At 66.2% G+C, this 21343-nt stretch carries 19 protein-coding genes; 7 read left to right on the top strand and 12 right to left on the bottom strand.

The features are described from left to right. Positions 1–10 precede the first annotated feature (10 nt). Genes BLT64_RS10375 through BLT64_RS10365 form a run of 3 tightly spaced genes read left to right on the top strand, consistent with a single transcriptional unit; the run spans position 11 to position 3690 of the window. Positions 11–1711: a peptide ABC transporter substrate-binding protein gene (locus BLT64_RS10375; protein WP_011746953.1), complete on the top strand. Its 1701-nt coding sequence runs from the start codon at positions 11–13 to the stop codon at positions 1709–1711. Positions 1712–1718: 7 nt separating this feature from the next. Beyond that, positions 1719–2726 (top strand): ABC transporter permease, encoded by a 1008-nt coding sequence (locus tag BLT64_RS10370; protein ID WP_011746952.1) that lies wholly within the window; start codon positions 1719–1721, stop codon positions 2724–2726. Further along, positions 2719–3690, top strand: coding sequence for an ABC transporter permease (locus tag BLT64_RS10365; RefSeq protein WP_011746951.1), 972 nt, complete (start codon positions 2719–2721; stop codon positions 3688–3690). The genes BLT64_RS10370 and BLT64_RS10365 overlap by 8 nt, the downstream gene beginning before the upstream one ends. 85 nt (positions 3691–3775) lie before the next feature. Here BLT64_RS10365 and BLT64_RS10360 read toward each other — a convergent pair whose 3' ends face one another. From BLT64_RS10360 to BLT64_RS10350, 3 genes are read right to left on the bottom strand one after another with little or no spacing between them, the layout of a single operon-like run. Next, positions 3776–4411 (bottom strand): thiamine diphosphokinase, encoded by a 636-nt coding sequence (locus BLT64_RS10360; RefSeq protein ID WP_011746950.1) that lies wholly within the window; start codon positions 4409–4411, stop codon positions 3776–3778. A 17-nt stretch (positions 4412–4428) separates the two neighbouring features. Continuing rightward, complete coding sequence (locus tag BLT64_RS10355) at positions 4429–4641, bottom strand: DUF2842 domain-containing protein (protein WP_011746949.1); 213 nt, start codon at positions 4639–4641, stop codon at positions 4429–4431. An 11-nt stretch (positions 4642–4652) separates the two neighbouring features. After that, a complete protein-coding gene (locus tag BLT64_RS10350; RefSeq protein WP_011746948.1) occupies positions 4653–5945 on the bottom strand; it encodes an adenylosuccinate synthase in 1293 nt (430 codons plus the stop codon). Between the two features lie 387 nt (positions 5946–6332). Here BLT64_RS10350 and BLT64_RS10345 point away from each other — a divergent pair, with 387 nt between their 5' ends. Both BLT64_RS10345 and BLT64_RS26345 read left to right on the top strand, forming a co-directional pair. Continuing rightward, entirely contained in the window at positions 6333–6554 is a 222-nt protein-coding gene (locus BLT64_RS10345) for a hypothetical protein (RefSeq protein ID WP_011746947.1), read from the top strand. A gap of 20 nt (positions 6555–6574) precedes the next feature. Continuing rightward, entirely contained in the window at positions 6575–6820 is a 246-nt protein-coding gene (locus tag BLT64_RS26345) for a hypothetical protein (protein WP_011746946.1), read from the top strand. Between the two features lie 139 nt (positions 6821–6959). On the opposite strand, the gene BLT64_RS10340 is transcribed toward BLT64_RS26345, so the two are convergent. From BLT64_RS10340 to recA, 4 genes are all read right to left on the bottom strand, one after another. After that, entirely contained in the window at positions 6960–7754 is a 795-nt protein-coding gene (locus BLT64_RS10340; RefSeq protein WP_011746945.1) for a class II glutamine amidotransferase, read from the bottom strand. Positions 7755–7820: 66 nt separating this feature from the next. Then, on the bottom strand, positions 7821–8111 hold the full coding sequence (locus tag BLT64_RS10335; protein ID WP_011746944.1) for a DUF1330 domain-containing protein: 291 nt from the start codon (positions 8109–8111) through the stop codon (positions 7821–7823). After that, complete coding sequence (alaS, locus tag BLT64_RS10330; RefSeq protein ID WP_011746943.1) at positions 8108–10765, bottom strand: alanine--tRNA ligase; 2658 nt, start codon at positions 10763–10765, stop codon at positions 8108–8110. Before alaS ends, BLT64_RS10335 begins: the two co-directional genes overlap by 4 nt. A 226-nt stretch (positions 10766–10991) precedes the next feature. Then, complete coding sequence (gene recA / locus BLT64_RS10325) at positions 10992–12062, bottom strand: recombinase RecA (RefSeq protein WP_011746942.1); 1071 nt, start codon at positions 12060–12062, stop codon at positions 10992–10994. A gap of 243 nt (positions 12063–12305) precedes the next feature. Here recA and BLT64_RS10320 point away from each other — a divergent pair, with 243 nt between their 5' ends. After that, positions 12306–12890 (top strand): hypothetical protein, encoded by a 585-nt coding sequence (locus BLT64_RS10320; RefSeq protein WP_011746941.1) that lies wholly within the window; start codon positions 12306–12308, stop codon positions 12888–12890. A gap of 23 nt (positions 12891–12913) precedes the next feature. On the opposite strand, the gene BLT64_RS10315 is transcribed toward BLT64_RS10320, so the two are convergent. From BLT64_RS10315 to BLT64_RS10295, 5 genes are all read right to left on the bottom strand, one after another. Then, positions 12914–14956, bottom strand: coding sequence for an ATP-binding response regulator (locus tag BLT64_RS10315; protein ID WP_011746940.1), 2043 nt, complete (start codon positions 14954–14956; stop codon positions 12914–12916). Positions 14957–15013: 57 nt separating this feature from the next. Beyond that, complete coding sequence (locus BLT64_RS10310) at positions 15014–16165, bottom strand: RsmB/NOP family class I SAM-dependent RNA methyltransferase (protein WP_011746939.1); 1152 nt, start codon at positions 16163–16165, stop codon at positions 15014–15016. A gap of 75 nt (positions 16166–16240) precedes the next feature. Further along, the gene (locus tag BLT64_RS10305) at positions 16241–17044 is read right to left on the bottom strand and encodes a lysozyme family protein (protein ID WP_011746938.1); all 804 of its coding nucleotides are present in this window, start codon (positions 17042–17044) and stop codon (positions 16241–16243) included. A 324-nt stretch (positions 17045–17368) separates the two neighbouring features. Then, the gene (guaB, locus tag BLT64_RS10300; RefSeq protein ID WP_011746937.1) at positions 17369–18817 is read right to left on the bottom strand and encodes an IMP dehydrogenase; all 1449 of its coding nucleotides are present in this window, start codon (positions 18815–18817) and stop codon (positions 17369–17371) included. A 69-nt stretch (positions 18818–18886) separates the two neighbouring features. After that, the gene (locus tag BLT64_RS10295) at positions 18887–19858 is read right to left on the bottom strand and encodes a TDT family transporter (protein ID WP_011746936.1); all 972 of its coding nucleotides are present in this window, start codon (positions 19856–19858) and stop codon (positions 18887–18889) included. A 166-nt stretch (positions 19859–20024) separates the two neighbouring features. On the opposite strand from BLT64_RS10295, the gene BLT64_RS10290 reads away from it, so the two are divergent. Beyond that, complete coding sequence (locus BLT64_RS10290) at positions 20025–21182, top strand: OmpP1/FadL family transporter (RefSeq protein WP_011746935.1); 1158 nt, start codon at positions 20025–20027, stop codon at positions 21180–21182. Positions 21183–21343 lie beyond the last annotated feature (161 nt).

Here is a 21343-nt window from a genome sequence, read left to right as displayed (position 1 = left end):
GGAGAGAGCGATGAAACTGAAAACCCTGATGCTGGGCGCGGCGGCCACCGCCGCCATGGCCCCGGCCGCATTCGCCGAGCGGGGCAGCGACGGGCAGGTCAATGTCATCATGTGGCAGGCGCCCTCGACGATGAACCCGTATCTGTCGGCCGGCACCAAGGACATCATCGCCGGCAGCGTAGTGCTGGAGCCGCTGGCCAGCTTCACCCCCGAGGGCGAGGTGGTGCCGCGCCTGGCGGCCGAGATCCCGTCAGTCGAAAACGGCGGCATTTCCGAGGATCTGAAGACGGTCACCTGGAAATTGCAGCCGGACATAAAATGGTCGGACGGCACGCCCTTCACCGCCGAGGACGTGGCCTTTACCGCGGAATATTGCATGAGCCCGAACGGCGGCTGCGCCCAGCTTGCCAAGTTCGAGGGCGTCGAAAAGGTCGAGGCGGTCGATGAGCTGACCGTGCGCGTGACCTTCGTCTCGCCCCGGCCCGATCCCTTTTCGGCCTTCGTGGGGGCGCAATCGCCGATCCTGCAAAAGGCGCAGTTCCAGAATTGCCTGGGCGAGGCGGCGCCGACCTGCACCCAGCAGAACTTCAACCCCGTCGGCACCGGCGCCTTCGTGGTCAAGGAATTCCGCACCAACGACGTGATCTCGTTTGCCGCCAATCCCGAATATCGCGACCCGGCAAAGCCCGCCTTCGCCACGCTGCTGATGAAGGGCGGCGGCGATTCGGCGGCGGCGGCGCGCGCCGTGTTGGAAACGGGCGAGTTCGACTATGCCTGGAACACCCAGCTTGCCCCGGACGTGATCGCCGGCATGGAGGCGGCCGGCAAGGGCAAGAACGTCGCCGCCTTCGGCAGCCTGGTCGAGCGCATCCATGTCAACCTGACCGATCCTTCGCCCGGGCTGCCCGAGGGCGAGCGCTCGACGGTCAAGCATCCGCATCCGATCCTGACCGACCCGGCGGTGCGCAAGGCGCTGTCCATGGCCATCGACCGGGAATTGCTGACCGAGATCGGCTATGGCCCGGCCGGGCAGCCGACCTGCAACCTGGTGCCGGCGCCCGCCGCCTGGGCATCCGAGAATACCGAATGCTTCACCCAGGACATCGAGGGGGCAAAGGCGTTGCTGGACGAGGCGGGCTGGACCGTCGGCGCGGGCGGCGTGCGCGAAAAGGACGGCAAGCGGCTTACGCTGCTGTTCCAGACCTCGGTCAACGCGGTGCGCCAGGACTTCCAGGCGCTGATCAAGCAATGGTGGTCCGAGATCGGCGTCGAGACCGAGCTGAAGGTGGTGGACCCCTCGGTCTTCTTCGGCGGCGATGCCGGCTCGCCCGACACGTTCCAAAAGCTCTATGCCGATGTCGAGATGTATGCCAACAACTTCGAGGGCTCGAACCCCGAGCCCTATCTGGCGCGGCAGACCTGCGACAAGGCGCCGGGGCCGGAAAACCAGTGGCAGGGCGAGAATACCAGCCGCTATTGCGACCCGGAATACGACCGGCTGATCGCCGAGATGACGCAGATCGTCGATCCGGCCGAGCGCGGCGCCATGGGCCGGCGCCTGAACGAGATGCTGACCAAGGACAGCAACGCCATCATCCCGCTGGTCTATCGCGGCACGACCTCGGCCCATGCCAACAGTCTGGGCGGGGTGGCGCTGAACGCCTGGGACAGCGAGTTGTGGAACGTCGCCGACTGGCATCGCGTGAAGTGACGCGGCGATGCTGAGCTTTGCCCTGCGCCGCCTGCTGCTGGCGGTGCCGACGCTGCTGTTCATCTCGCTGGTGATCTTTCTGCTGCTGGAGGCATCGCCCGGCGATCCGCTGGGCGACGTGCCGCTGACCGTGCCGCCCGAGGTCAAGGAGCGGATGCGCGAGGCGCTTGGCCTGGGCCAAGCGTGGTATATCCGCTATGTGTTGTGGCTGAAGCAGTTCTTCTGGGTCGAGCCCCTTTATTGGTTCGACCGCGCCTTCGGCACCGGCTTCAGCGAGGGGATGCAGCGCATCATCAGCTTCCAGAGCCGCAGCCCGGTCTTCGACGTGATCGCCGAGCGGCTGCCCCAGACGCTGACCGTCGTCGGCATGTCCTATCTGGTCGGCGTGATGATTGCGCTGCCCATCGGCATCATCTCGGCCTATCGGCAATATTCCTGGTTCGACCAGATCGGCACGTTCATCTCGATGGTCGGCTTCTCGCTGCCGACCTTCTTTACCGGGGTGGTGCTGATCATCGTCTTCGGCATCAAGCTGCAATGGTTCCCCTCGATCTACGACACCACGCATCGGGTCACGGATTGGGACAGCTTCGTGGTGCAGTTGCGCCAGATGGCGATGCCGGTCACGGTGCTGGCGCTTTACAACGCCGCGCAGATCAGCCGCTTCATGCGCGCATCCATGCTGGACAACCTGCGGCAGGATTACGTCCGCACCGCCCGCGCCAAGGGCCTGTCCGAGCGGGTGGTGGTGCTGAAGCATGTGCTGAGGAACAGCCTGATCCCGGTGGTGACGGTGATCGCGCTGGGGCTGCCGGCGGTCTTCGGCGGCGCCATCATCACCGAGCAAGTGTTCAAGGTGAACGGGCTGGGGCAGCTGCTGATCCTGGCGATCCATGCCAACGACATGCCGATGGTGATGACGCTGACCTTCATCTTCGCGGTGCTCATCGTCGGCTTCACCCTGATCGCCGATCTGCTCTATGGCGTGCTGGACCCGAGGATTCGCTATGACTGACCGGCTGCTCATCGAGGAAAGCGCCGTCAATGCCCCCGCCCCGGGGGCCGAGGCGCTGCCGCCCGCCGATCCTCCGCCCCAGGCGCCCGCCCGCAGCCAGTGGCGCGACATCTGGCGGCAGTTCCGCAACCATCGCGGCGCCATGCTGGCGCTGGTGCTGTTCGTGGCGATCCTGCTGTTCGTCGGGCTCGGGCCGCTGGTCTGGACCATCGATCCGGGTTTCGTCGATATCCGTGCCCGCAACCAGGGTTTCAGTGCGGCGCATCCCCTGGGCACCGACCAGCTTGGCCGCGACATGCTGGCGCGGCTGATGGCCGGAGGGCAGGTTTCGCTGGCGGTCGGGCTGACCGCCATGGCCGTCGCGCTGACACTGGGCAGCCTGATCGGCATCAGCTCGGGCTATTTCCGCCGGCTGGACGCGCCGCTGATGCGGCTGACCGAGCTGTTCCTGGCCCTGCCGCTGCTGCCCCTGCTGCTGCTGATGGTGACATTGTTCCGCGAGCCCCTGGGCCGGGCCATGGGTCCGGCGGGCGGCACCTTCCTGCTGATCGTCAGCGCCATCGGCATCACCTCGTGGATGCAGACGGCGCGCATCCTGCGCGGCGAGGTGCTGGGCCTCAAGGAGCGCGAATTCATCCTGGCCGCGCAATCCATCGGCACGCCGGCACCGCGCATGATCCTGCGCCATGTCCTGCCCAACGTGATCTCGCCCATCGTGGTGGCGGCGACGCTGGGCATCGCCACGGCGATCATCACCGAAAGCGCGCTGTCCTTTCTGGGGCTGGGCTTTCCGCCGGACTTCCCGACCTGGGGACGGCTGCTCTATGACGCGGTGGACCAGATGCAGATGTATCCCTGGCGGGTGGTGTTGCCGGGGCTGCTGATCTCGCTGACGGTGCTGTCGGTGAACTATATCGGCGACGGGTTGCGCGATGCCATGGACCCGCGGATCCGGGGGCGCTGAGCGGCGCGGTCGCATGAGTATTTGGGGAACAGAGAAGGCCCCGGCCGGCTTTTCCGAACGGGTATACGGGAAACGGCGAAAGCGATCAGAGGGCGCGGGCGAGCGTCGCCAGTTCCGAGCGCGGCAGGATCAGCAACATCGGGCCGTCGCATTCCAGCGTGACCGGACCCGTGGCCTGGTTCGAGGTGCCGCTGCGGCCGCCCGGCGCGAAGGCCAGGCCGTCGATGGGCCATTTCAGGCCCTGCGAGCGGCCGGTGGCCGGGCCCATCGGGAAAAGCGAGACCCGCGTGCCGGGCGCGAGATCCAGCGCGAGGCGCGGCGGGGCAAGCGTGATCACGTCCTCGCCCGCGATCAGGATGCAGGGCGGGCCGATACGGCGGGCGAGCACATTGAGCACCGACAGGAAATGGTCATGGCGCGCGCCCGAAAAGCCCAGGGCGACGACGAAGGGAGCATCGAGATTGGACAAGCATTTCTCGAAATCGGTGCTGTTCTGCTCGGCGATGGGGTGCTGGTTCGCCAGCGGGATCTCGGCCCGGGCGCGGGCGGAAATGCTGTCGAAATCGCCCCAGACCGCCGCCGGCATCAACCCGTGGCTCAGCGCGGTATCGGCGCCGCTATCGGCGGCGGCCACCACCGGCGCCAGGGCCAGCGCCTGCTCCAGATCGGCGCGGCCGACCGGCGCACCGCCGATCAGCGTGACCGGGCGGGCACTAGCCAACTTGGTCCCTTGCTGGCTCATTCGCCCTTGCCGATGCCGGTGAACACCTTGCGGAAAGGCAGGGCCCAGAGGATGCCCAGGGCGACATAGACCGCAAGCTCGACCAGGATCGGCTGGCGGCCCCAGGTCCGGTCCATCCAGTTCACCAGGCTTACCGCCACCACGATATAGAGCGGCAGCCCGACAAGCAGGATCACCAGCGACCAGCGTTTGCGCGTCTTGAGGTCCATGTCAGCCCGCGTCAGTCCGCGAAGGGATCGGTCACGAGGATGGTATCGTCCCGCTCGGGCGAGGTCGAGAGCAGCGCGACGGGGCACTGGATCAGTTCCTCGATGCGGCGGACGTATTTGATCGCATTAGCGGGCAGGTCGGCCCAGGACCGCGCGCCTTGCGTCGATTCCTGCCAGCCCTCCATTTCCTCGTAGACGGGCTTCGCCTTGGCCTGAAGCGAGGCGGCGGTGGGCAGGTGGTCGTAATGCTGGCCGTCCACCTCGTAGCCGGTGCAGATCTTCAGCGTCTGGAAGCCGTCCAGCACGTCCAGCTTGGTCAGCGCAATGCCGTCCACGCCCGAGATGGCGCAGGTCTGGCGCACCAGAACCGCATCGAACCAGCCGCAGCGGCGCTTGCGGCCGGTCACGGTGCCGAATTCATGGCCGCGCTCACCCAAGCGCTGGCCGTCGGCATCGTCAAGCTCGGTGGGAAACGGGCCTTCGCCGACGCGGGTCGTATAGGCCTTGACGATCCCCAGCACGAAGCCGATGGCCGAAGGGCCAAGCCCGGTGCCGCTGGCCGCCATGCCCGACATGGTGGTCGAGCTGGTCACGTAAGGGTAGGTGCCGAAGTCGATGTCCAGCAGGCTGCCCTGCGCACCCTCGAACAGGATGCGCTTGCCGGCCTTGCGGTAGTCGTTCATCACCTTCCAGACCGGCTGGGCGTATTGCAGCAGTTTCGGCGCGATTTCCAGCAGCTTGGCGCGCAGTTCCGCCCGGTCGATGGGCGCTGCACCCAGGCCCTGACGCAGCGCATCGTGATGGGCAAGCAGGCGGTCGAGGCGGGAATCCAGCGTCTCCTCATCGCCCAGGTCGGCGACGCGGATGGTGCGGCGGCCGACCTTGTCCTCATAGGCCGGGCCGATGCCGCGGCCGGTGGTGCCGATCTTGGATGCGCCCGCGGCCTCTTCGCGCAGCTTGTCGAGATCCTGGTGCAGCGGCAGGATCAGCGGGGTGTTCTCGGCGATCATCAGGTTCGCCGGGCTGATCTCGACCCCTTGCGCGGAAAGCTTGTCGATTTCGGCAAACAGGGACCAGGGGTCCAGCACAACGCCGTTGCCGATGACCGCCATCTTGCCCTTGCGCACGATGCCCGAGGGCAGCAGCGACAGCTTGAACACCTGATTGCCAATGACCAGCGTGTGGCCAGCGTTATGACCGCCCTGAAAGCGCGCGATCACATCGGCGCGTTCCGACAGCCAGTCGACGATCTTGCCCTTGCCTTCGTCGCCCCATTGCGCGCCGACGACCACCACATTGGCCATTGTGCTTTCCCCTTGCGGTCATGAATGCCGCGAACCGTATAATGGCCGAAGCCCTTGGGGGAAAGTGCATTCCGCCCTGCCCACGAAATGCGCACCCTGCCCGGTCGGCGCGCAGATCTGTGGTTCGACACGGGGAAACCGGCCGGCTTTCCGGTGCGCCAGGCCAGGTTCGCGGCCGATGTCCGGCGCAGGGCCGAAAATGGCGCTGCGGCAGCATGATCAGCCCGGAAAACGGGTGATGCATCGGCTGGACGGGGGCGCGGCCGAACGCCGCAAAGGCGCTGCTGCAATGCAGCATTGCAAAAGAAGCCATGGTGATGGCCGCAAAGAGGCCCTACATTCGTCGTCAGGGGAGGAAACCATTCGCCAATACCGAAAGGGTTTCCAATGGCTACCATCGCAACCAACCGCTTCTCGCCCCGCCTGCCCGACCTGTTCGCCGCTGTCCGCAAGCGGCTTTCGCGCGGGGCCGCGGCCTATATCACGAAGCATTCGCGCCGCGCCGAGATCGAGGCGCTGGAAGCAAAATCCGATGCCGAACTGGCCCGGATGGGCCTGACCCGCGACCGGATCGTGCATTACGTCTTTGCCGACCGCATCTGGTTCTGACCTGCGAAGGGGCGCAAGATATGTGCGCCCATGCCCTTGCCGGTCGTCGCAATGGTCGGCGGCGCATTGATGACAAAGCGGTCCTCGATTGCGCGGACCGCTTCCCGCGCCGCTGGTGCCTGGCGTTGCATGACGGATTGTTCGGTTCGAGATGGCCAGCCTCGATCCCGGCAATGCCCTGCTGGATAAGCATGGGCAAAGGATTAGGCGAGATCAGGGATTTCCTGATCCGCGAAAGCAGGCGGGTGCTTTCCATACCGATCTGATCGGTTCACGGCCACGCTGATGACAGCATTCCCAAGAATTTGGAAACAGTGAGGCGCCGACTGGCGGCGGAGTCGAGCGAGCATCCGGCGCATCGGCATGAGCCGGCTTTCTGCGGACCCGCGGGGCCTGGGCGAAGTCTCAGGCAGCAGCGCGAAGCGGCTCGGGCCGGAAGGGCGTGATCGTCACCTCGGCACCATCGAAGATGCAGAAGCTTTGCGCGGGGACCTCCAGCCAGTCCGCCTCGTCGCTCTCCAGCGGTTCGGAGACCACCGCGCGGCCGCCGCGGGTGTCGGACCAGCGATGGAACAGCGTCGGCGCATGCTCGTCGCTGGCATAGCGCAGGGCGTAGAGCTTGGTCCCGTCCGAAAAGGCCGCCGTCAGCCGCACATGCGGCGCGGTGCCCCTTTGCCGGGCCAATGCCTCGAATTTCGCGGTGGCGCGGGCCATGGCGCCGGCAGGGTCGCCGCCCAGCCCTTCACCCAAGGCCATCAGGAACAGCGCCTCGCTATCGGTGGCGCCCTTGCGATGGGCATAGAGTTCGTCGGGGATCAGCACTTCGGCATGGCGGCGATAGCTGTCGTAACCGCCGAACTGCCCATTATGCATGAAGCACCAGCGGTCCACGACAAAGGGATGGCAATTGTTGCGGCTGGTCGCGGTGCCAGTCGAGGCCCGCACATGCGCAAGGAACAGGTGCGATTTCACCGTGGCGGTCAGGCTGCGCAGGTTGCTGTCCGACCAGGCCGGCATGATGTCGCGGTAAAGGCCGGGCTCTTCACGCTCGCCATACCAGGCAATGCCGAAGCCGTCGGCATTGACCGGAGTATGGCAGCGCGTCGCACCATGGCTTTGCCGGACCAGCGAATGGCCGGGCCGGCAGATGACATCCTCAAGATAGATCGGACTGCCGAGATAGGCTGCCCAGCGGCACATGTCCTGCCCCTTTCCGTGCTTTTTCCTAGGGCTAGCACGAAAAGCCTAACGAATCACCAAAAAGTCCTAGGCCGGATTCTCTTCCACGATCACAAGGTCGCGCTCTGCCGCCCCTTTCGCATGCTCCAGCGCAGCCTGATATTCGGCCGAGCGGTAGCAAGCCACCGCATCTTCCAGGCTGGGAAACCGCGCCACGACATTGCGGGCGCGGTCCTTGCCCTCAAGCTGGACATAGCGCGAGCCGCGCGCCAGGAATGCCCCGCCATGCGCGGCTATCGCCGGCCCCGCCAGCCGGGCATATTCGCCATAGGCCTCGGGGTCGGTCACGTTCACATGGGCGATCCACAGCGCGGTCATGCTTTCTCTCCGATCAGGGTTTCGACGGCGGAAATGGCGCTGTCGGCGGCAGCAAGGCTGGGTGCCCCGCCCTGGGCGCGGTCGGGCCGGCCACCGCCGCCTTTGCCGCCCAGTGCCGCCGTCGCGGTCTGCACCAGTTCGACGGCGCTGATCCGGCCGGTCAGGTCGGGCGTCACGCCCGCCGCCACCGTCGCCTTGCCGTCTGCCTCGGCCAGCACCACCACGGCGCCCGAGCCGAGCCGCGACTTCATCTCATCGACCAGCGGGCCGAGTTCCTTGCCGCTCACACCCTCGACGCGGCGGGCGATAAGCTTGATGCCGTTGATTTCACGGGGCTTGTCCTCGGAGCCGCCGCCCATGGCAAGCTGGCGCTTGAGCTGCGCGACCTCGTTCGCCAGCGCCTTGCGCTCATCGGCAAGCGCGCGGACCTTGCTCACCACGTCACCCGCCTGCGCCTTGACAATGCCGGCAATCTCATTGAGTTCGCCGTCCACGCGGCGCAACTCGTCCATCGCCGCCTGGCCGGTCAGCGCCTCGATGCGGCGGATGCCGGCGGCCGATGCGGTTTCCGAAGTCAGGGCAAACATGCCGATATCGCCGGTGCGCGCGACATGGGTGCCGCCGCAAAGCTCCAGCGAATAGGTCTGGCCGCCGGTGCCCTTGCCCGAGCCCGGCAGTTCGCCCATCGAGACCACCCGAACCTCATCACCGTACTTCTCGCCGAAAAGCGCCTGCGCGCCCAATGCACGGGCATCGTCGGGGGTCATGATCCGGGTCTCGACCGGACTATTCTGGCGGATAAAATCGTTCACCTCGCGCTCGACCTGCGCCAGTTCCTCGGGCGTCATCGCCTTGGCATGGCTGAAGTCGAAGCGCAGCCGGTCGGGTGCGTTCAGGCTGCCGCGCTGCGCGACATGCTCGCCCAGGGCGCGGCGCAGCGCCTCGTGCAGCAGGTGCGTGGCCGAATGGTTGGCGCGGATCGCGCTGCGACGGTCGTGATCGACGGACAGCTGCGCACCCTGGCCGCGCTGGATCGTGCCCAGCGTCACCTCGGCGATATGGATGAAGACGCCGCCGGTCTTTTTCGTATCGGTCACGCGGGCGGCGCCGGTCTCCGTCTTGATCAGGCCAGTATCGCCGACCTGGCCGCCGGCCTCGCCATAGAACGGCGTCTGGTTCACCACGATCTGGACCTGCTGCCCCTCGCCGGCTTCCTCGACCGCAGCGCCGTCCTGAACCAATGCGAGGACCTGGCCCTCGCTGATCTCGGTGTCATAGCCGAGGAATTCGGTGGCGCCATGCTCTTCGGCGATGTCGAACCAGATCGCGGCATCCTTGGTCTCGCCAGAGCCGGCCCAGGCGGCACGGGCCTTGGCCTTCTGCTCCGCCATCGCCGAATCGAAACCGGCCGTATCGACCGCCCGACCCTTTTCGCGCAGCGCGTCCTGGGTCAGATCCAGCGGGAAACCATAGGTGTCATAGAGCTTGAAGGCCGCCTCGCCCGGCAGGTTCGCACCTTCGGGCAGCTTCGCCAATTCGTCGTCCAGCAGCCGCAGGCCACGGTCCAGGGTCTGCTTGAAGCGGGTCTCCTCCAGCTTCAGCGTCTCTTCGATCAACGCCTGCGCGCGGCCGAGTTCGGGATAGGCCGCGCCCATCTCGCGCACCAGCGCCGGGACCAGGCGGTGCATCACCGGATCCTTGGCGCCCAGCATATGGGCGTGGCGCATGGCGCGGCGCATGATGCGGCGCAGCACATAGCCGCGTCCCTCGTTCGAGGGCATCACCCCATCGGCGATCAGGAAGCTGGTCGAGCGCAGATGATCGGCGATGACGCGGTGATGCACCTTGCCGGGACCGTCCGGGTCGGCGCTGGTCGCATGCGCGCTGGCCTCGATCAGGCCACGCATCAGGTCGGTATCGTAATTGTCGTGCTTGCCTTGCAAGAGCGCACCGATCCGTTCCAACCCCATGCCGGTGTCGATCGACTGCATGTCCAGCGCGCGCATCGTGCCGTCCTCGAACTGCTCGTTCTGCATGAAGACGAGGTTCCAGATCTCGATGAAGCGGTCGCCGTCCTCATCGGCCGAGCCGGGCGGGCCACCCCAGATCTGCTCGCCATGGTCATAGAAGATCTCGGTGCATGGACCGCAGGGGCCGGTCGGGCCCATCTGCCAGAAATTGTCGCTGGTCGGGATACGGATGATGCGGTCGTCGGAAAGCCCCGCGACCTTCTTCCAGATATCGGCGGCTTCGTCATCGGTATGATAGACGGTGACCAGCAGCTTGTCCTTGGGGATGCCGAAATCCTTGGTCAGCAACTCCCAGGCAAAGGGGATGGCACCGTCCTTGAAGTAATCGCCGAAGCTGAAATTCCCCAGCATCTCGAAGAAGGTATGGTGGCGCGCGGTATAGCCGACATTGTCGAGGTCGTTATGCTTGCCGCCGGCGCGCACGCATTTCTGCGCGGTGGTGGCGCGCTTGTAGTCGCGCGTTTCGACCCCGGTGAACAGGTTCTTGAACTGCACCATGCCCGAATTGGTGAACATCAGGGTCGGGTCGTTCCTCGGCACAAGCGGGCTCGACTCGACGACACGGTGGCCGTTGCGTTCGAAATAGTTCAGGAAAGTCGAGCGGACATCGTTCAAGCTGGGCATATCGGGCCTTCATCGCAAAGCGGTCTTCCGGCCAGAGACCGGTTTGCCGCCCGGTCTAGCCCCAGCCATGGCGGCTGTCCAGCAATCCTGCATGGCCTCGCGCAGACGACGCCCAACTCCGCGCCGGACAACCCGACCCGCGACACCAAGCCAAGGCGAAGTCTCAGAGCCAGGAATGTGCGCGAGACCACGTCCCGCGCACCTTATGAGCGAGGGCGATGCAGGATCAATCCTCGGCCATCACCTCATCGCCATCGTCCGCGACGCCGAAATCCAGGCCGTGGCTGGCGCGGATCTTGTCCTCGATCGCATGGGCCATATCGGGATGATCGCGCAGGAATTGCTTGGCATTCTCACGGCCCTGGCCGATGCGCTCGTCGCCATAGGAGTACCACGACCCCGATTTTTCGACCACGCCGGCCTTGATGCCCAAGTCGATCAGTTCGCCGACCTTCGAGATGCCCTCGCCATACATGATGTCGAACTCGACCTGACGGAAAGGTGGCGCGACCTTGTTCTTGACCACCTTGACGCGAGTGGCGTTGCCGGTCACCTCGTCACGGTCCTTGATCGAGCCGGCGCGGCGGATATCCAGGCGCACCGAGGCATAAAACTTCAGGGCATTGCCGCCGGTCGTCGTCTCTGGGCTTCCGAACATCACGCCGATCTTCATGCGGATCTGGTTGATGAAGATCACCATACAGTTCGACCGGCCGATGCTGGCGGTCAGCTTGCGCATCGCCTGGCTCATCAGCCGGGCCTGGCTGCCCATCTGCATGTCGCCCATGTCACCTTCGATCTCGGACTTGGGGGTCAGCGCCGCGACCGAATCGACCACCACCAGGCTGACCGCACCGGAACGCACCAGCGTATCGACAATCTCAAGCGCCTGCTCGCCCGTATCGGGCTGGCTGATCAGCAACTCGTCCAGATTGACGCCCAGCTTCTTGGCATATTGCGGGTCCAGCGCATGTTCGGCATCGACAAAGGCGCAAACGCCGCCTTTCTTCTGCTCTTCCGCCACGACATGCAGCGTCAGCGTGGTCTTGCCCGAGCTTTCCGGCCCGAATATCTCGATGATCCGGCCCTTGGGCAGACCGCCGATCCCCAGCGCGATGTCGAGCCCCAGCGAGCCGGTCGAGGTGGCCTCGATCTCGGCCACCGGATTGTCGGCGCCCAGCTTCATGATCGAGCCTTTGCCGAACTGCCGTTCGATCTGGGCCAATGCGCTGTCTAGCGCCTTCTGCTTGTCTGCGGATCGCTTGTCGTTCATGTCGAAAAGTGTTGCCCCTGCCATGCGGTCCTCATGCTTATTTCATACCCCGCCATCCGGGGCAATCAGCGCCCGCCCGCCACTTTGTTCACGGGTTGTTCCTATTTGCGCCTCATTGCGCCGAAATGCAAGTCCTGGTTCGCGAATCGAAAGATGCATCGCATCTTCCCGGTCCAAGTTGTCGCAAAAGAATTAAGAAACGGTTTACAGTCACAGAACTGGTGGCTATCCCGGCGCGCGTGCCGCAATGGCTGAAAGTTTTCGAGTATGCTGATATTCTGGGAAAGACGGCTGGTTTTCCTCGCGACGCCGAAAGCCGGCTCCACCGCTGTCGAAACCGCGCTAGAGGCCCTTGCCAGTGTCGTCGTCCAGCGCCCGGCCGAGTTGAAGCATGCCGATCTGCGCACCTACCGGCACCATATCGAACCCTGGTTGCGCTCGGTCACCGGCGAGAAATTCACCACCATCGCCCTGATGCGCGAACCGATCGGATGGCTTCGCAGCTGGTATCGCTTTCGCCTGCGCGACGATGACGAAGACCCGAACCACGCCATGATCGGCCTCAGCTTCGCGGATTTCGCGCAAGCCTATGCCGATCCCGGCGGCCCGGACGTCGCGCGCGTCGGCGCACAGGCGGATTTCCTGACCGCGGAAGTCGATCGTGTCGATTGCATCTTTCGCTACGAGGACATGGATGCCTTTACCCATTTCCTCGAGGATCGGCTGGATTGCGAGATCAGCCTGCCACGCGTCAACGTCCCGCCCGCCGTCGATGTCAGCCTGAACCCCGAGCAGGAAGGTTCGCTGCGCAAGATCATGGCGCGGGACTTCGCACTTTACGCTTCGCTCTGATCGGCGTCCGGCCGCCCGGAGGCCTAGCGCGCGCCCTCCAGTTGCCGCGTGACCAGAGCGGTCAGGTCCGAAAGCGAAAAAGGCTTGGCAAGGAAGGCCGCATCGGGCACCGGAGGTCGCCCCTCCGAAAAGATGTCCTCGGCATAGCCCGACATGAAGATCACCTTGGTGTCGGGCCGGTCACGCAGCGCGGTGCGGACCCAGGCCGGACCGTCCATCCCGGGCATCACCACATCGGTGACGAAGACGTCGACCGCCAACCCCCGATCGGCCAGCAGCGACAGCGCATCCTCGGCGCAGGCGGCCTCGAGCACATGGAACCCCTGCAACTTCAGCGCACGGCTGGCAAAGGCACGAACCGGGGCCTCGTCCTCGACCAGCAGCACGGTCGCCTCGACATCGCGGCGGACGCGGATCGGCCCGGCCGGCGCCGGTCGCTGCGTCTCTTCGGGCACCGCGCGGTCATGGGCCGGAAAGAACAGCGAAAAGCAGCTGCCTTCACCCGGGGTGCTGTCGCAGAAGATATAGCCGCCGGTCTGCTTCACGATGCCGTAGGCGGTCGAAAGCCCCAGACCCGTGCCCTCGCCGGTGCGCTTGGTCGTGAAGAAGGGCTCGAAGATCTTGGCGAGATCGTCGGGGGCGATGCCGCAGCCCTGGTCGCGAACCTGGACCCGGACGTAATCCCCGGCGGGCAAGACGGCGCGGCCCAATTCGGCCCGGGTCTCCAGCCGGACATTGTCGGTGCAGATGGTGATGTCGCCGCCCTCGGGCATGGCATCGCGGGCATTCACCACCAGGTTCATGATCACCTGTTCAAGCTGGCGGCGGTCGGCATGGACCATCCGCAGCGCGGGATCGTGGTCAAAGGTCAGCACGATCCGTTCGCCCACCAGACGGTTGAGCAGATGGGTCAGTTCCGAGAGCGTGTCGCGCAGGTCCATGATCTGCAGCTTGAGCGTTTGCTTGCGCGAAAACGCCAGCAATTGCCGCACCAGAGCCGCCGCACGATTGGCATTCTGGCTGATCTGGTCGAGGTCGGCATAATCGGGATCGGCCTTGTCGTGGCGCAGCATCAGCAGGTCGCAATGCCCGGTGATCGCAGTCAGGAGGTTGTTGAAGTCATGGGCGATGCCGCCGGCAAGCTGCCCGATGGCCTGCATCTTCTGACTCTGGACGAACTGCGCCTCGAGCGTCTTGAGCGCGCTGGCGTCCGAGAGCACGGCGGTGACATGCCCGCCCCGGCCGCGCGTCAGCGACAACTGCACGAAACGGTCGGGCCCCTCGGCCTTGACATGCAGCACCTCGCTGCCGCCGATCGTGCGACCCGCACCGACATCCGAGACCCAGCCCGCCAGTTCTCGCCCCAACCCGTCCAGCAGCGCGGCCAGGTTCTGCCCCAGGATATCCCCGCCCAGCAGTTCGCAAGCGGCCATATTGGCGCGAACGATATTGGCGCCCGGGTCGAGGATCAGCAGCGAGACCGGGAGCAGGTCGAAATCGTCCTCCTCTACCCGAGGAGGCAAGGGAGTGGGCGGCGACGGGCGTTCGGGTGCGGCAGCCTGCCATAGCTGGATGGTCGAGCCGGGCGCTCGCGTCACCAGGTATTCCCCGGCATCGCCCAGATCGGCGCGCATCCTGCCCCGGCGCGACAGGCCCAGGCCCAGACCGTTCCAGAGCATTGCCGGATCGGCGTGGCGACGGCCCAGCGCGTCATGGATATAACGACCGACCAGATCGCCGATTCGCTCCACCCCCACCTGATTCTGCGCCAGAACCAAGCCATCCGGGTCGACCGCAAAGGCCGTCAGGTCATGCTCCAGGACAGCCGGCAGCACGCGGTCCAGATCGCGCCGCACCGCCAGCCCGCGCCGGAGATGCCGCACCGAGATGACACCACCCAGCAGATACCAGGCGGTCACGGCCGCACCCACGGCCAAGAAGGTGACACCGCCCCCCGCATCCTGGGGTCGCAACGCCAGCCAAAGCGCACCGATCACCGCAGGCAGCGTCAGGAAAGGCAGCACGATCTGCGCCGAGCGCAAGGCTTCCGACCGTTCCGAATTCATCCCGCCCCTCGCGTCCAGCCGTTTTCCGCTGCATAACGGAGGCGCGTTAACGGAGGGTTAACGGCGGCGCATCAGGGCCAGATAAAAGCCGTCCGAGGCGGTCAGCGGTGTAAAACGCCGCGCCAGGACCTGCTCGAACCGCCGGTTTCGCGCCAGAAAACCTTGCACCTGATCGTCGTTCTCGGCATCCAGGACCGAGCAGGTCATATAGGCCAGATGCCCGCCATCGGCGACGAACCCCGCCGCCTGATCCAGAATCCGGCACTGCCGGGCCGCAAGCTGCTCCAGATCGTCGCGCGTCAGGCGCCATTTCGCATCCGGGCCGCGCCGCCAGGTTCCGCTGCCCGAACAGGGCACGTCGGCAACGACCGTATCGAACCGGCCCGCAACCTTGCCCGGCGCCGCAAGACGGATGCGCACCCCTGCCCTTTCGGCGCGTGCGGGCAGATCGGCCATGCGCCCCGCATCGATGTCATGCGCGGTGACCGGCCCCGCACCCTGCGCGGCAAGCGCCAGCGCCTTGCCGCCGCCACCGGCGCAGAAATCCAGCAGGCTGCCTTGCGCCGGCAGCAGCGCGCAGGCCATCTGGGGCGAAAGATCCTGCAATTCGACCAGCCCCTCGCGATAGGCATGGCAGCCGGCCAGCCGCCGGGCGCCCTCGGTGATGCGCAGGGCCGTCGGCAAATCGGGATGGGGTGCGGTGGCGATCCCCTGCTCGGCCATCGCGGCGGCGGCACGGGCCGGATCGGCACGGCGCAGGTTGACGCGCAGCCAGACCGGCGCGCGATCCCGCATGGCCAGTGCCACGGGCTCGGCATCCCCGCCAAGCGCCTTGCGCCAAAGCGGCAAGAGCCAGTCGGGCAGATCCAGCGCCTCGTCCGGCGTGGGCGCACGGCCAGCCTGACCCTCGCCCTCGGAAAGCACCGAGGGCGCGTGCCCTTCACCGGTGAACAGGGTTGCGGGGTCGATCCCCTCTTCGCGGCACATGCCCAGCAGCAGCCCGCGCCCGGAGAGCGCGCCGCCCAGGGCGGCACGCGAACGCAATCGGCGCAAGGCGTCGAAGACCAGGTCCCGCACCGCCGCGCGGTCGCCGGAGCCGGCAAAGCGGCTGGCCCGTGCCCAGCGGATCAGCGCCGCTTCGGCGGCCTGCCCGTCGAGAATGCGGTCAAGAATGTCGATGGCCGCGGCGGCACGGGCGGCGGGCGTCATGTCAGGTTGCGTCCCTGGCGCGGCAGATGGCGGATCCCGGCCAGAAATGACGCCGGCCCGGCTTTGTCAATCCCGTCAGGGCGGCACTGACGACCGCCAGAGCGAGGCATCCTCATCCCCGGTGGCCGCCATGCGAACGGCGATCAGCGGGGCGCTCCCCGCCCGCAGGGGAGAGCGCCCCGAGGCCAGAACCGCCAGCGAACCGGGCTGCCCGGTGCCCCCACTGCCCAACGGGGCACCAAGCAGCATCACGCTGTCCCGTACGCGCTTTCTCCGGCCCGAATCGATCGAGGCGAAGCTGTTATAGGTCTGGGGCGTGCCGGTCATGCCTGCAGGCCCACGCTCGCGCAGCATCCGGTGCAACGTATCGAAGCGGGCCAGGTAGCGCTGCGCATGGGCAGGGGTGCGGGAGTGGAACGCCCCCGCCGCCACCCGCCAATCGCCCATCTCGTCATGAAGCTGGCGCAGGAAACGGGCGGCATAGCGGGCGTTTTCCAGCGGATCGAACATCCGTGCTACCGAAGGGAAATGCGCGCCATGCCAGCGATAGTTCAACTGAAAGCAGCCGATGTCGATATTGGTGCGCCCCCGCGTCACGCGATCTTCGGCAAAGGCGACGGCGCTGGCAGGATCGTCGAACCAGGCGCCCTCTCCCTCGGCATTGGCGCTCCAGGCCCAGGGGCGCACGATGCCGTCCAGCCGGCGCCCGGTTTCCGTCAGGGCCAGCGCGCCAAGGATATCGGCAGGCACCCCGATTTCCGCAGCCGCCTGCTGCGCGGCCCATTCGCAGGCATCGGCAGGAGGCAAGGCCAGCCCTCGCAACGGCATGAGGGCCAGCGCCAGGGCCAGGATGCGGAAAAGAGACGAGAAACCAGACATGAGAGGCCGCAAATGACGATATGCGACCGTCTCTAGAGCAAAGCCGTTAAGATTCGATGAGCGCCCAAGATCAGCGACGCCCGCGCCCTTGCAGCGACCACCCTACAGCGATCAATCCGGCTGCATGGGGCAAAGAGCATCGGCGGCCGTCCTGCACAGGGATGTCAGGGTCACCTTGAGGCCGCCCAAGGGTTGGACGGCATTGCGGCGGGAATCGCGATGTCCCGCCGACAAGCGCCGGATGATCCTGAAAAACTTCGGGGCTCATACCCGAAAAAGCCGCTGGGCCGGCCCCGCCACTCGGCGGCGGCTCGGCCCAAGGGCTCAACCCAGGCGATAGTTCGGGCTTTCCCGCGTGATCTGCACGTCGTGGACATGGCTTTCCTTGAGCCCGGCGCCGGTAATGCGCACGAACTCGCAGCCGCCGCGCATCTCGGCCACGGTCGCATTGCCGGTATAGCCCATGGCGGCGCGCAGGCCCCCGACCAGTTGGTGGATCACCGCGGCGGCCGAGCCCTTGTAGGGCACCTGGCCCTCGATCCCCTCGGGGACCAGCTTGTCCGAGGCCGCGTCCTTCTGGAAGTAACGGTCGGCCGAGCCGCGTGCCATGGCACCCAGCGAGCCCATGCCGCGATAGGACTTGAAGCTGCGGCCCTGATACAGGATCACCTCGCCCGGGCTCTCATCCGTGCCGGCGATGGCCGAGCCGACCATGGCACAGGACGCCCCCGCTGCGATCGCCTTGGCGAAATCACCCGAGAACTTGATACCGCCATCGGCGATGACCGGCACGTCGCCCGCACCGCGCGCCGCGTCCATGATCGCGGTCAGCTGCGGCACGCCCACACCCGCCACGATCCGCGTGGTGCAGATCGAGCCCGGGCCGATGCCGACCTTGATCGCATCCGCACCGGCATCGACCAGCGCCCGCGCGGCATCGGCCGTCGCCACGTTGCCGGCCACCACCTGAACCTGGTTCGAATAGGCCTTGATGCGGGAAACGGCACGGGCCACGCCCTCGGAATGGCCATGCGCGGTGTCGATCACCACCAGGTCCACCCCGGCCTCGATCAGCGCCAGGCTGCGCTCATAGCCCTCGTCGCCGACGGTCGAGGCGGCCGCGACGCGCAGCCGGCCCAGTTCGTCCTTGCAGGCCAGGGGGTTCAGCACCGATTTCTCGGTATCCTTCAGCGTCAGCAGGCCGGTCAGCTTGCCTTCGGCATTGGTGATCAGCAGCTTCTCGATCCGGCGGGCCTTCATCAGGTCGATGGCCTCGGCCCGGTCGGCGGGCTCGCGCAGGATGGCGAGGTTGCCCGAGGTCATCACCGCCCGCACCGGCATGTCGTCGCTGTTGGCAAAGCGCATGTCACGGTTGGTGATGATGCCGACCACCCGGCCGGCCGCGTCCACCACCGGAAAGCCGGTGACGTTGTAACGCTCTTGCAGGGCCTTCGCGTCGGCGATGGTCTGTTCGGGCGTCAGGGTGATCGGATCGTAGACGATGCCCGATTCGAAGCGTTTCACCCGGCGGACCTCGTCGGCCTGCTGCTCGGCGGTCAGGTTGCGGTGGACCACGCCGATGCCGCCGGCCTGGGCCATGGCGATGGCCATGCGGCTTTCGGTGACGGTATCCATGGCGCTGGAGAGCAGCGGAATGTTCATTCGGATCTGCCTGGTGACATAAGTCGTCACGTCGGCGGTCGAGGGCATCACCGAGGACGCCGCAGGAACGAGGAGAACATCGTCGAAGGTCAAAGCCTCACGAATCTGCATGGGAGCATCCTTGTCAGGGGTTCGTTTGGCAGTTTCCCATTTCACGCGCCGGCGGGAATGTCCAGCCTGTCAGGCGATGGCCGCGTTGGTTTTCATGGCAAGCCTGCCGCTGGCCCAGGCCCGCCACACCCGAAACAGGATCGGCAGCACCACGAGGCTTGCCGCAACCAGCAGGATCTGCGCCGGCAGCGACCAGCCTGACGCAAAGCCCGAGACCGCGGTCCACAGCCCCGCCGTCGCCGCCAACGGGAAGGTGAATGCCCCCCAGAGCGGCGAGAACCCGGCCTCGACCAGCCAGCGCAGGCGCAGGGCGGCCAAGGCCAGCGCGGCGGCCGTGGCCCAGGCCAGCCCCAGAGCCACATCCTGCCAGCCAAGCGCGGCGGCGACATTGCCCAGCATGGCGATGGGCGCCAGATGGATCATCAGCAGTGGGCGCAGGGGCGCCGGCAGCCGCTCGGTCAGCGCCTGATACAGGCTGACGGTCCAGACGAAGCCGGCGATCGCCGCCATGGGCCACCACAGCGCCTGGGCAAGCCCCAGCCAGCCGAAACCGGCCGCCGCCTGCGCCGCGACGATGGGACCGACGAAGGTCAGCTGCCAGACCGGCGTCACGCGCCCCTGCCCCGGGGTGCGGGCCATGACCGGGATCGCCACCGCCCAGAACACCGCTTGCGCCGCCATGCCGGCGATCAGCACCACCCGGGCCAGCGCCGGCGCAAAGGGTGCAAGCAACTGCGCCGCGACATAGATGCCGACCAGCGCCGCGGCGATGCCGGCGCGGCCGGGCAGGATGCGCAATTCCTCGGCCAGGACGGCAGGGCGGCGCGCGAGCTTGCCGCCATAGGCGAGGGTCGCAAAGACCCAGGCCGCGACGGCCATGCCCATCATCATCCCCGAAAGCCCCTGCGGCAGCCCGAAGCGCGCCGTGGCGGCACGCCAGGCCAGAGCAAGGCCGAGCGCGCCCAGCAGCGGCGGAAAGATCGCCGGCGGAACCCGGCGCCAGAGCCCGGGCGGATTGATGCGAGGCGGGGCAAAGCGCATGACGGACCTCCTGTCCCTTACGTCATAGCGTTGCCGGCGGGCCACGCCAGAGCGGCCGGTTGCGTCAAGACGCCGCGTTACCAAGCCCCGGCAATTGACGCAAGCGGGCAGCCTGCCGCAGGCTGAATCCAGAGGTCCGAAAGGATCTGTTCTTGGGAGGAAAATCATGAAAAGGATCATCACCGGCATCGGCGCCCTGCTGGCCACGGCCGCGCCCGTTCTTGCCGGCGGGATCGAACGCGCGCCGCAATCGCTGGCGCCGCTGTTCGAGCAGGGGAATTACCTGGAGTTGAGCTTCGGCGGGGTCAATCCCACCGTGCGCGGCAGGGATGTGGCGGGCGTCTCGACAGGCGACGTGGCCCAAGGCTATGGCTTCTTCGGGCTGGCCTACAAGCATCAGTTCAACGAGAACCTGTCCGGCGCGCTGATCGTCGAACAGCCCTTCGGTGCCGACGTCCTCTATCCCACGGCGAATTCGCCGGTGCTGGGCGGCACGCGGGTCGAGGTGAACTCGACCACCTATACCGCATTGCTGCGCTACAAGTTCGAGAACAACTTCTCGGTGCATGGCGGTATCCGCGGCTCGCATGCGGATGGCAACGTCCGGCTGCAAGGCGCAGGCTATGCGAACTCCTCGGGCTATAATCTCGATATCGACGGCGCCTGGGGCGTAGGCTGGGTCGCTGGCGTCGCCTATGAGATGCCTGAGATCGCGGCGCGGGTATCGCTGACCTACAATTCGCCCATCGAGCATGATTTCGAGATGACCGAAAGCGGCGGCCTGCTGGCAGCAACGGGCCAGGGAACCGTCAGGGGCGAGCATACCGTCAAGACGCCGCGCAGCTGGACTCTGGAAGGCCAGACCGGCATCGCGGCGGATACACTGTTATTCGGCTCAATCCGCTGGGTGAAATGGTCCGAATTCAAAGTGGAAAACGCGCATTTCCCGATCTCTCCCGAAACCTTCCCCGGCATCGTACCGCCTGGGACCAACATCCCGCTTGTCGAGTTGGAGGACACGACCACCTACACGATCGGGGTCGGCCGTAAATTCACCGACAACTGGTCGGGTTCGGTCTCGTTCCTGTATGAGCCAAGCGAGGGTAACACGGTTTCGCCGCTGGCCCCGGTGAACGGCCGCAAGGCGGTGACGGTGGCCGCGATCTATACCATGGACAACATCAAGATCACCACCGGCATCAACTACACCAAGCTGGGTGATGCTACACTGGGTGTCGGCCAGAGCGGCAACAAGACGGAGGTCGCCAGGATGGACGACGGCGAGGCTTGGGCGGTCGCAATGCGCATCGGCTACTCGTTCTGATCCATGCCACAAGGATCAGGGCCCCGGTTCTCGCCGGGGCCTTTTTCATGCGCGCTCGGCTCCTGATCGGGCGGTTCCATGAGTATTTGGGGAACGAAGAAGTCGGGTGCCGTGCGCCGATCGGCATGATGAGGTTGTCGCCATGCCCTGCATACGCCGGC

Origin of the sequence: Paracoccus denitrificans (assembly GCF_900100045.1) — a bacterium.
Taxonomy (GTDB): domain Bacteria; phylum Pseudomonadota; class Alphaproteobacteria; order Rhodobacterales; family Rhodobacteraceae; genus Paracoccus; species Paracoccus denitrificans.
The sequence above is the reverse complement of the archived record's forward strand: the minus strand, read 5'-3'. Positions and strand labels throughout refer to the sequence as shown.

Excerpts from the sequence above, each read along its gene's own strand:
- BLT64_RS10345 (WP_011746947.1), top strand. The coding sequence starts at position 6,333 with ATGGCTACCATCGCAACCAACCGCTTCTCGCCCCGCCTGCCCGACCTG.
- guaB (WP_011746937.1), bottom strand. The coding sequence starts at position 18,817 with ATGCAGATTCGTGAGGCTTTGACCTTCGACGATGTTCTCCTCGTTCCT.
- BLT64_RS10320 (WP_011746941.1), top strand. The coding sequence starts at position 12,306 with ATGCTGATATTCTGGGAAAGACGGCTGGTTTTCCTCGCGACGCCGAAA.
- BLT64_RS10335 (WP_011746944.1), bottom strand. The coding sequence starts at position 8,111 with ATGACCGCGCTGTGGATCGCCCATGTGAACGTGACCGACCCCGAGGCC.
- recA (WP_011746942.1), bottom strand. The coding sequence starts at position 12,062 with ATGGCAGGGGCAACACTTTTCGACATGAACGACAAGCGATCCGCAGAC.
- BLT64_RS10340 (WP_011746945.1), bottom strand. The coding sequence starts at position 7,754 with ATGTGCCGCTGGGCAGCCTATCTCGGCAGTCCGATCTATCTTGAGGAT.
- BLT64_RS10365 (WP_011746951.1), top strand. The coding sequence starts at position 2,719 with ATGACTGACCGGCTGCTCATCGAGGAAAGCGCCGTCAATGCCCCCGCC.
- BLT64_RS10375 (WP_011746953.1), top strand. The coding sequence starts at position 11 with ATGAAACTGAAAACCCTGATGCTGGGCGCGGCGGCCACCGCCGCCATG.
- alaS (WP_011746943.1), bottom strand. The coding sequence starts at position 10,765 with ATGCCCAGCTTGAACGATGTCCGCTCGACTTTCCTGAACTATTTCGAA.
- BLT64_RS10370 (WP_011746952.1), top strand. The coding sequence starts at position 1,719 with ATGCTGAGCTTTGCCCTGCGCCGCCTGCTGCTGGCGGTGCCGACGCTG.
- BLT64_RS10290 (WP_011746935.1), top strand. The coding sequence starts at position 20,025 with ATGAAAAGGATCATCACCGGCATCGGCGCCCTGCTGGCCACGGCCGCG.
- BLT64_RS10305 (WP_011746938.1), bottom strand. The coding sequence starts at position 17,044 with ATGTCTGGTTTCTCGTCTCTTTTCCGCATCCTGGCCCTGGCGCTGGCC.
- BLT64_RS26345 (WP_011746946.1), top strand. The coding sequence starts at position 6,575 with ATGTGCGCCCATGCCCTTGCCGGTCGTCGCAATGGTCGGCGGCGCATT.
- BLT64_RS10310 (WP_011746939.1), bottom strand. The coding sequence starts at position 16,165 with ATGACGCCCGCCGCCCGTGCCGCCGCGGCCATCGACATTCTTGACCGC.
- BLT64_RS10295 (WP_011746936.1), bottom strand. The coding sequence starts at position 19,858 with ATGCGCTTTGCCCCGCCTCGCATCAATCCGCCCGGGCTCTGGCGCCGG.
- BLT64_RS10350 (WP_011746948.1), bottom strand. The coding sequence starts at position 5,945 with ATGGCCAATGTGGTGGTCGTCGGCGCGCAATGGGGCGACGAAGGCAAG.
- BLT64_RS10315 (WP_011746940.1), bottom strand. The coding sequence starts at position 14,956 with ATGAATTCGGAACGGTCGGAAGCCTTGCGCTCGGCGCAGATCGTGCTG.
- BLT64_RS10355 (WP_011746949.1), bottom strand. The coding sequence starts at position 4,641 with ATGGACCTCAAGACGCGCAAACGCTGGTCGCTGGTGATCCTGCTTGTC.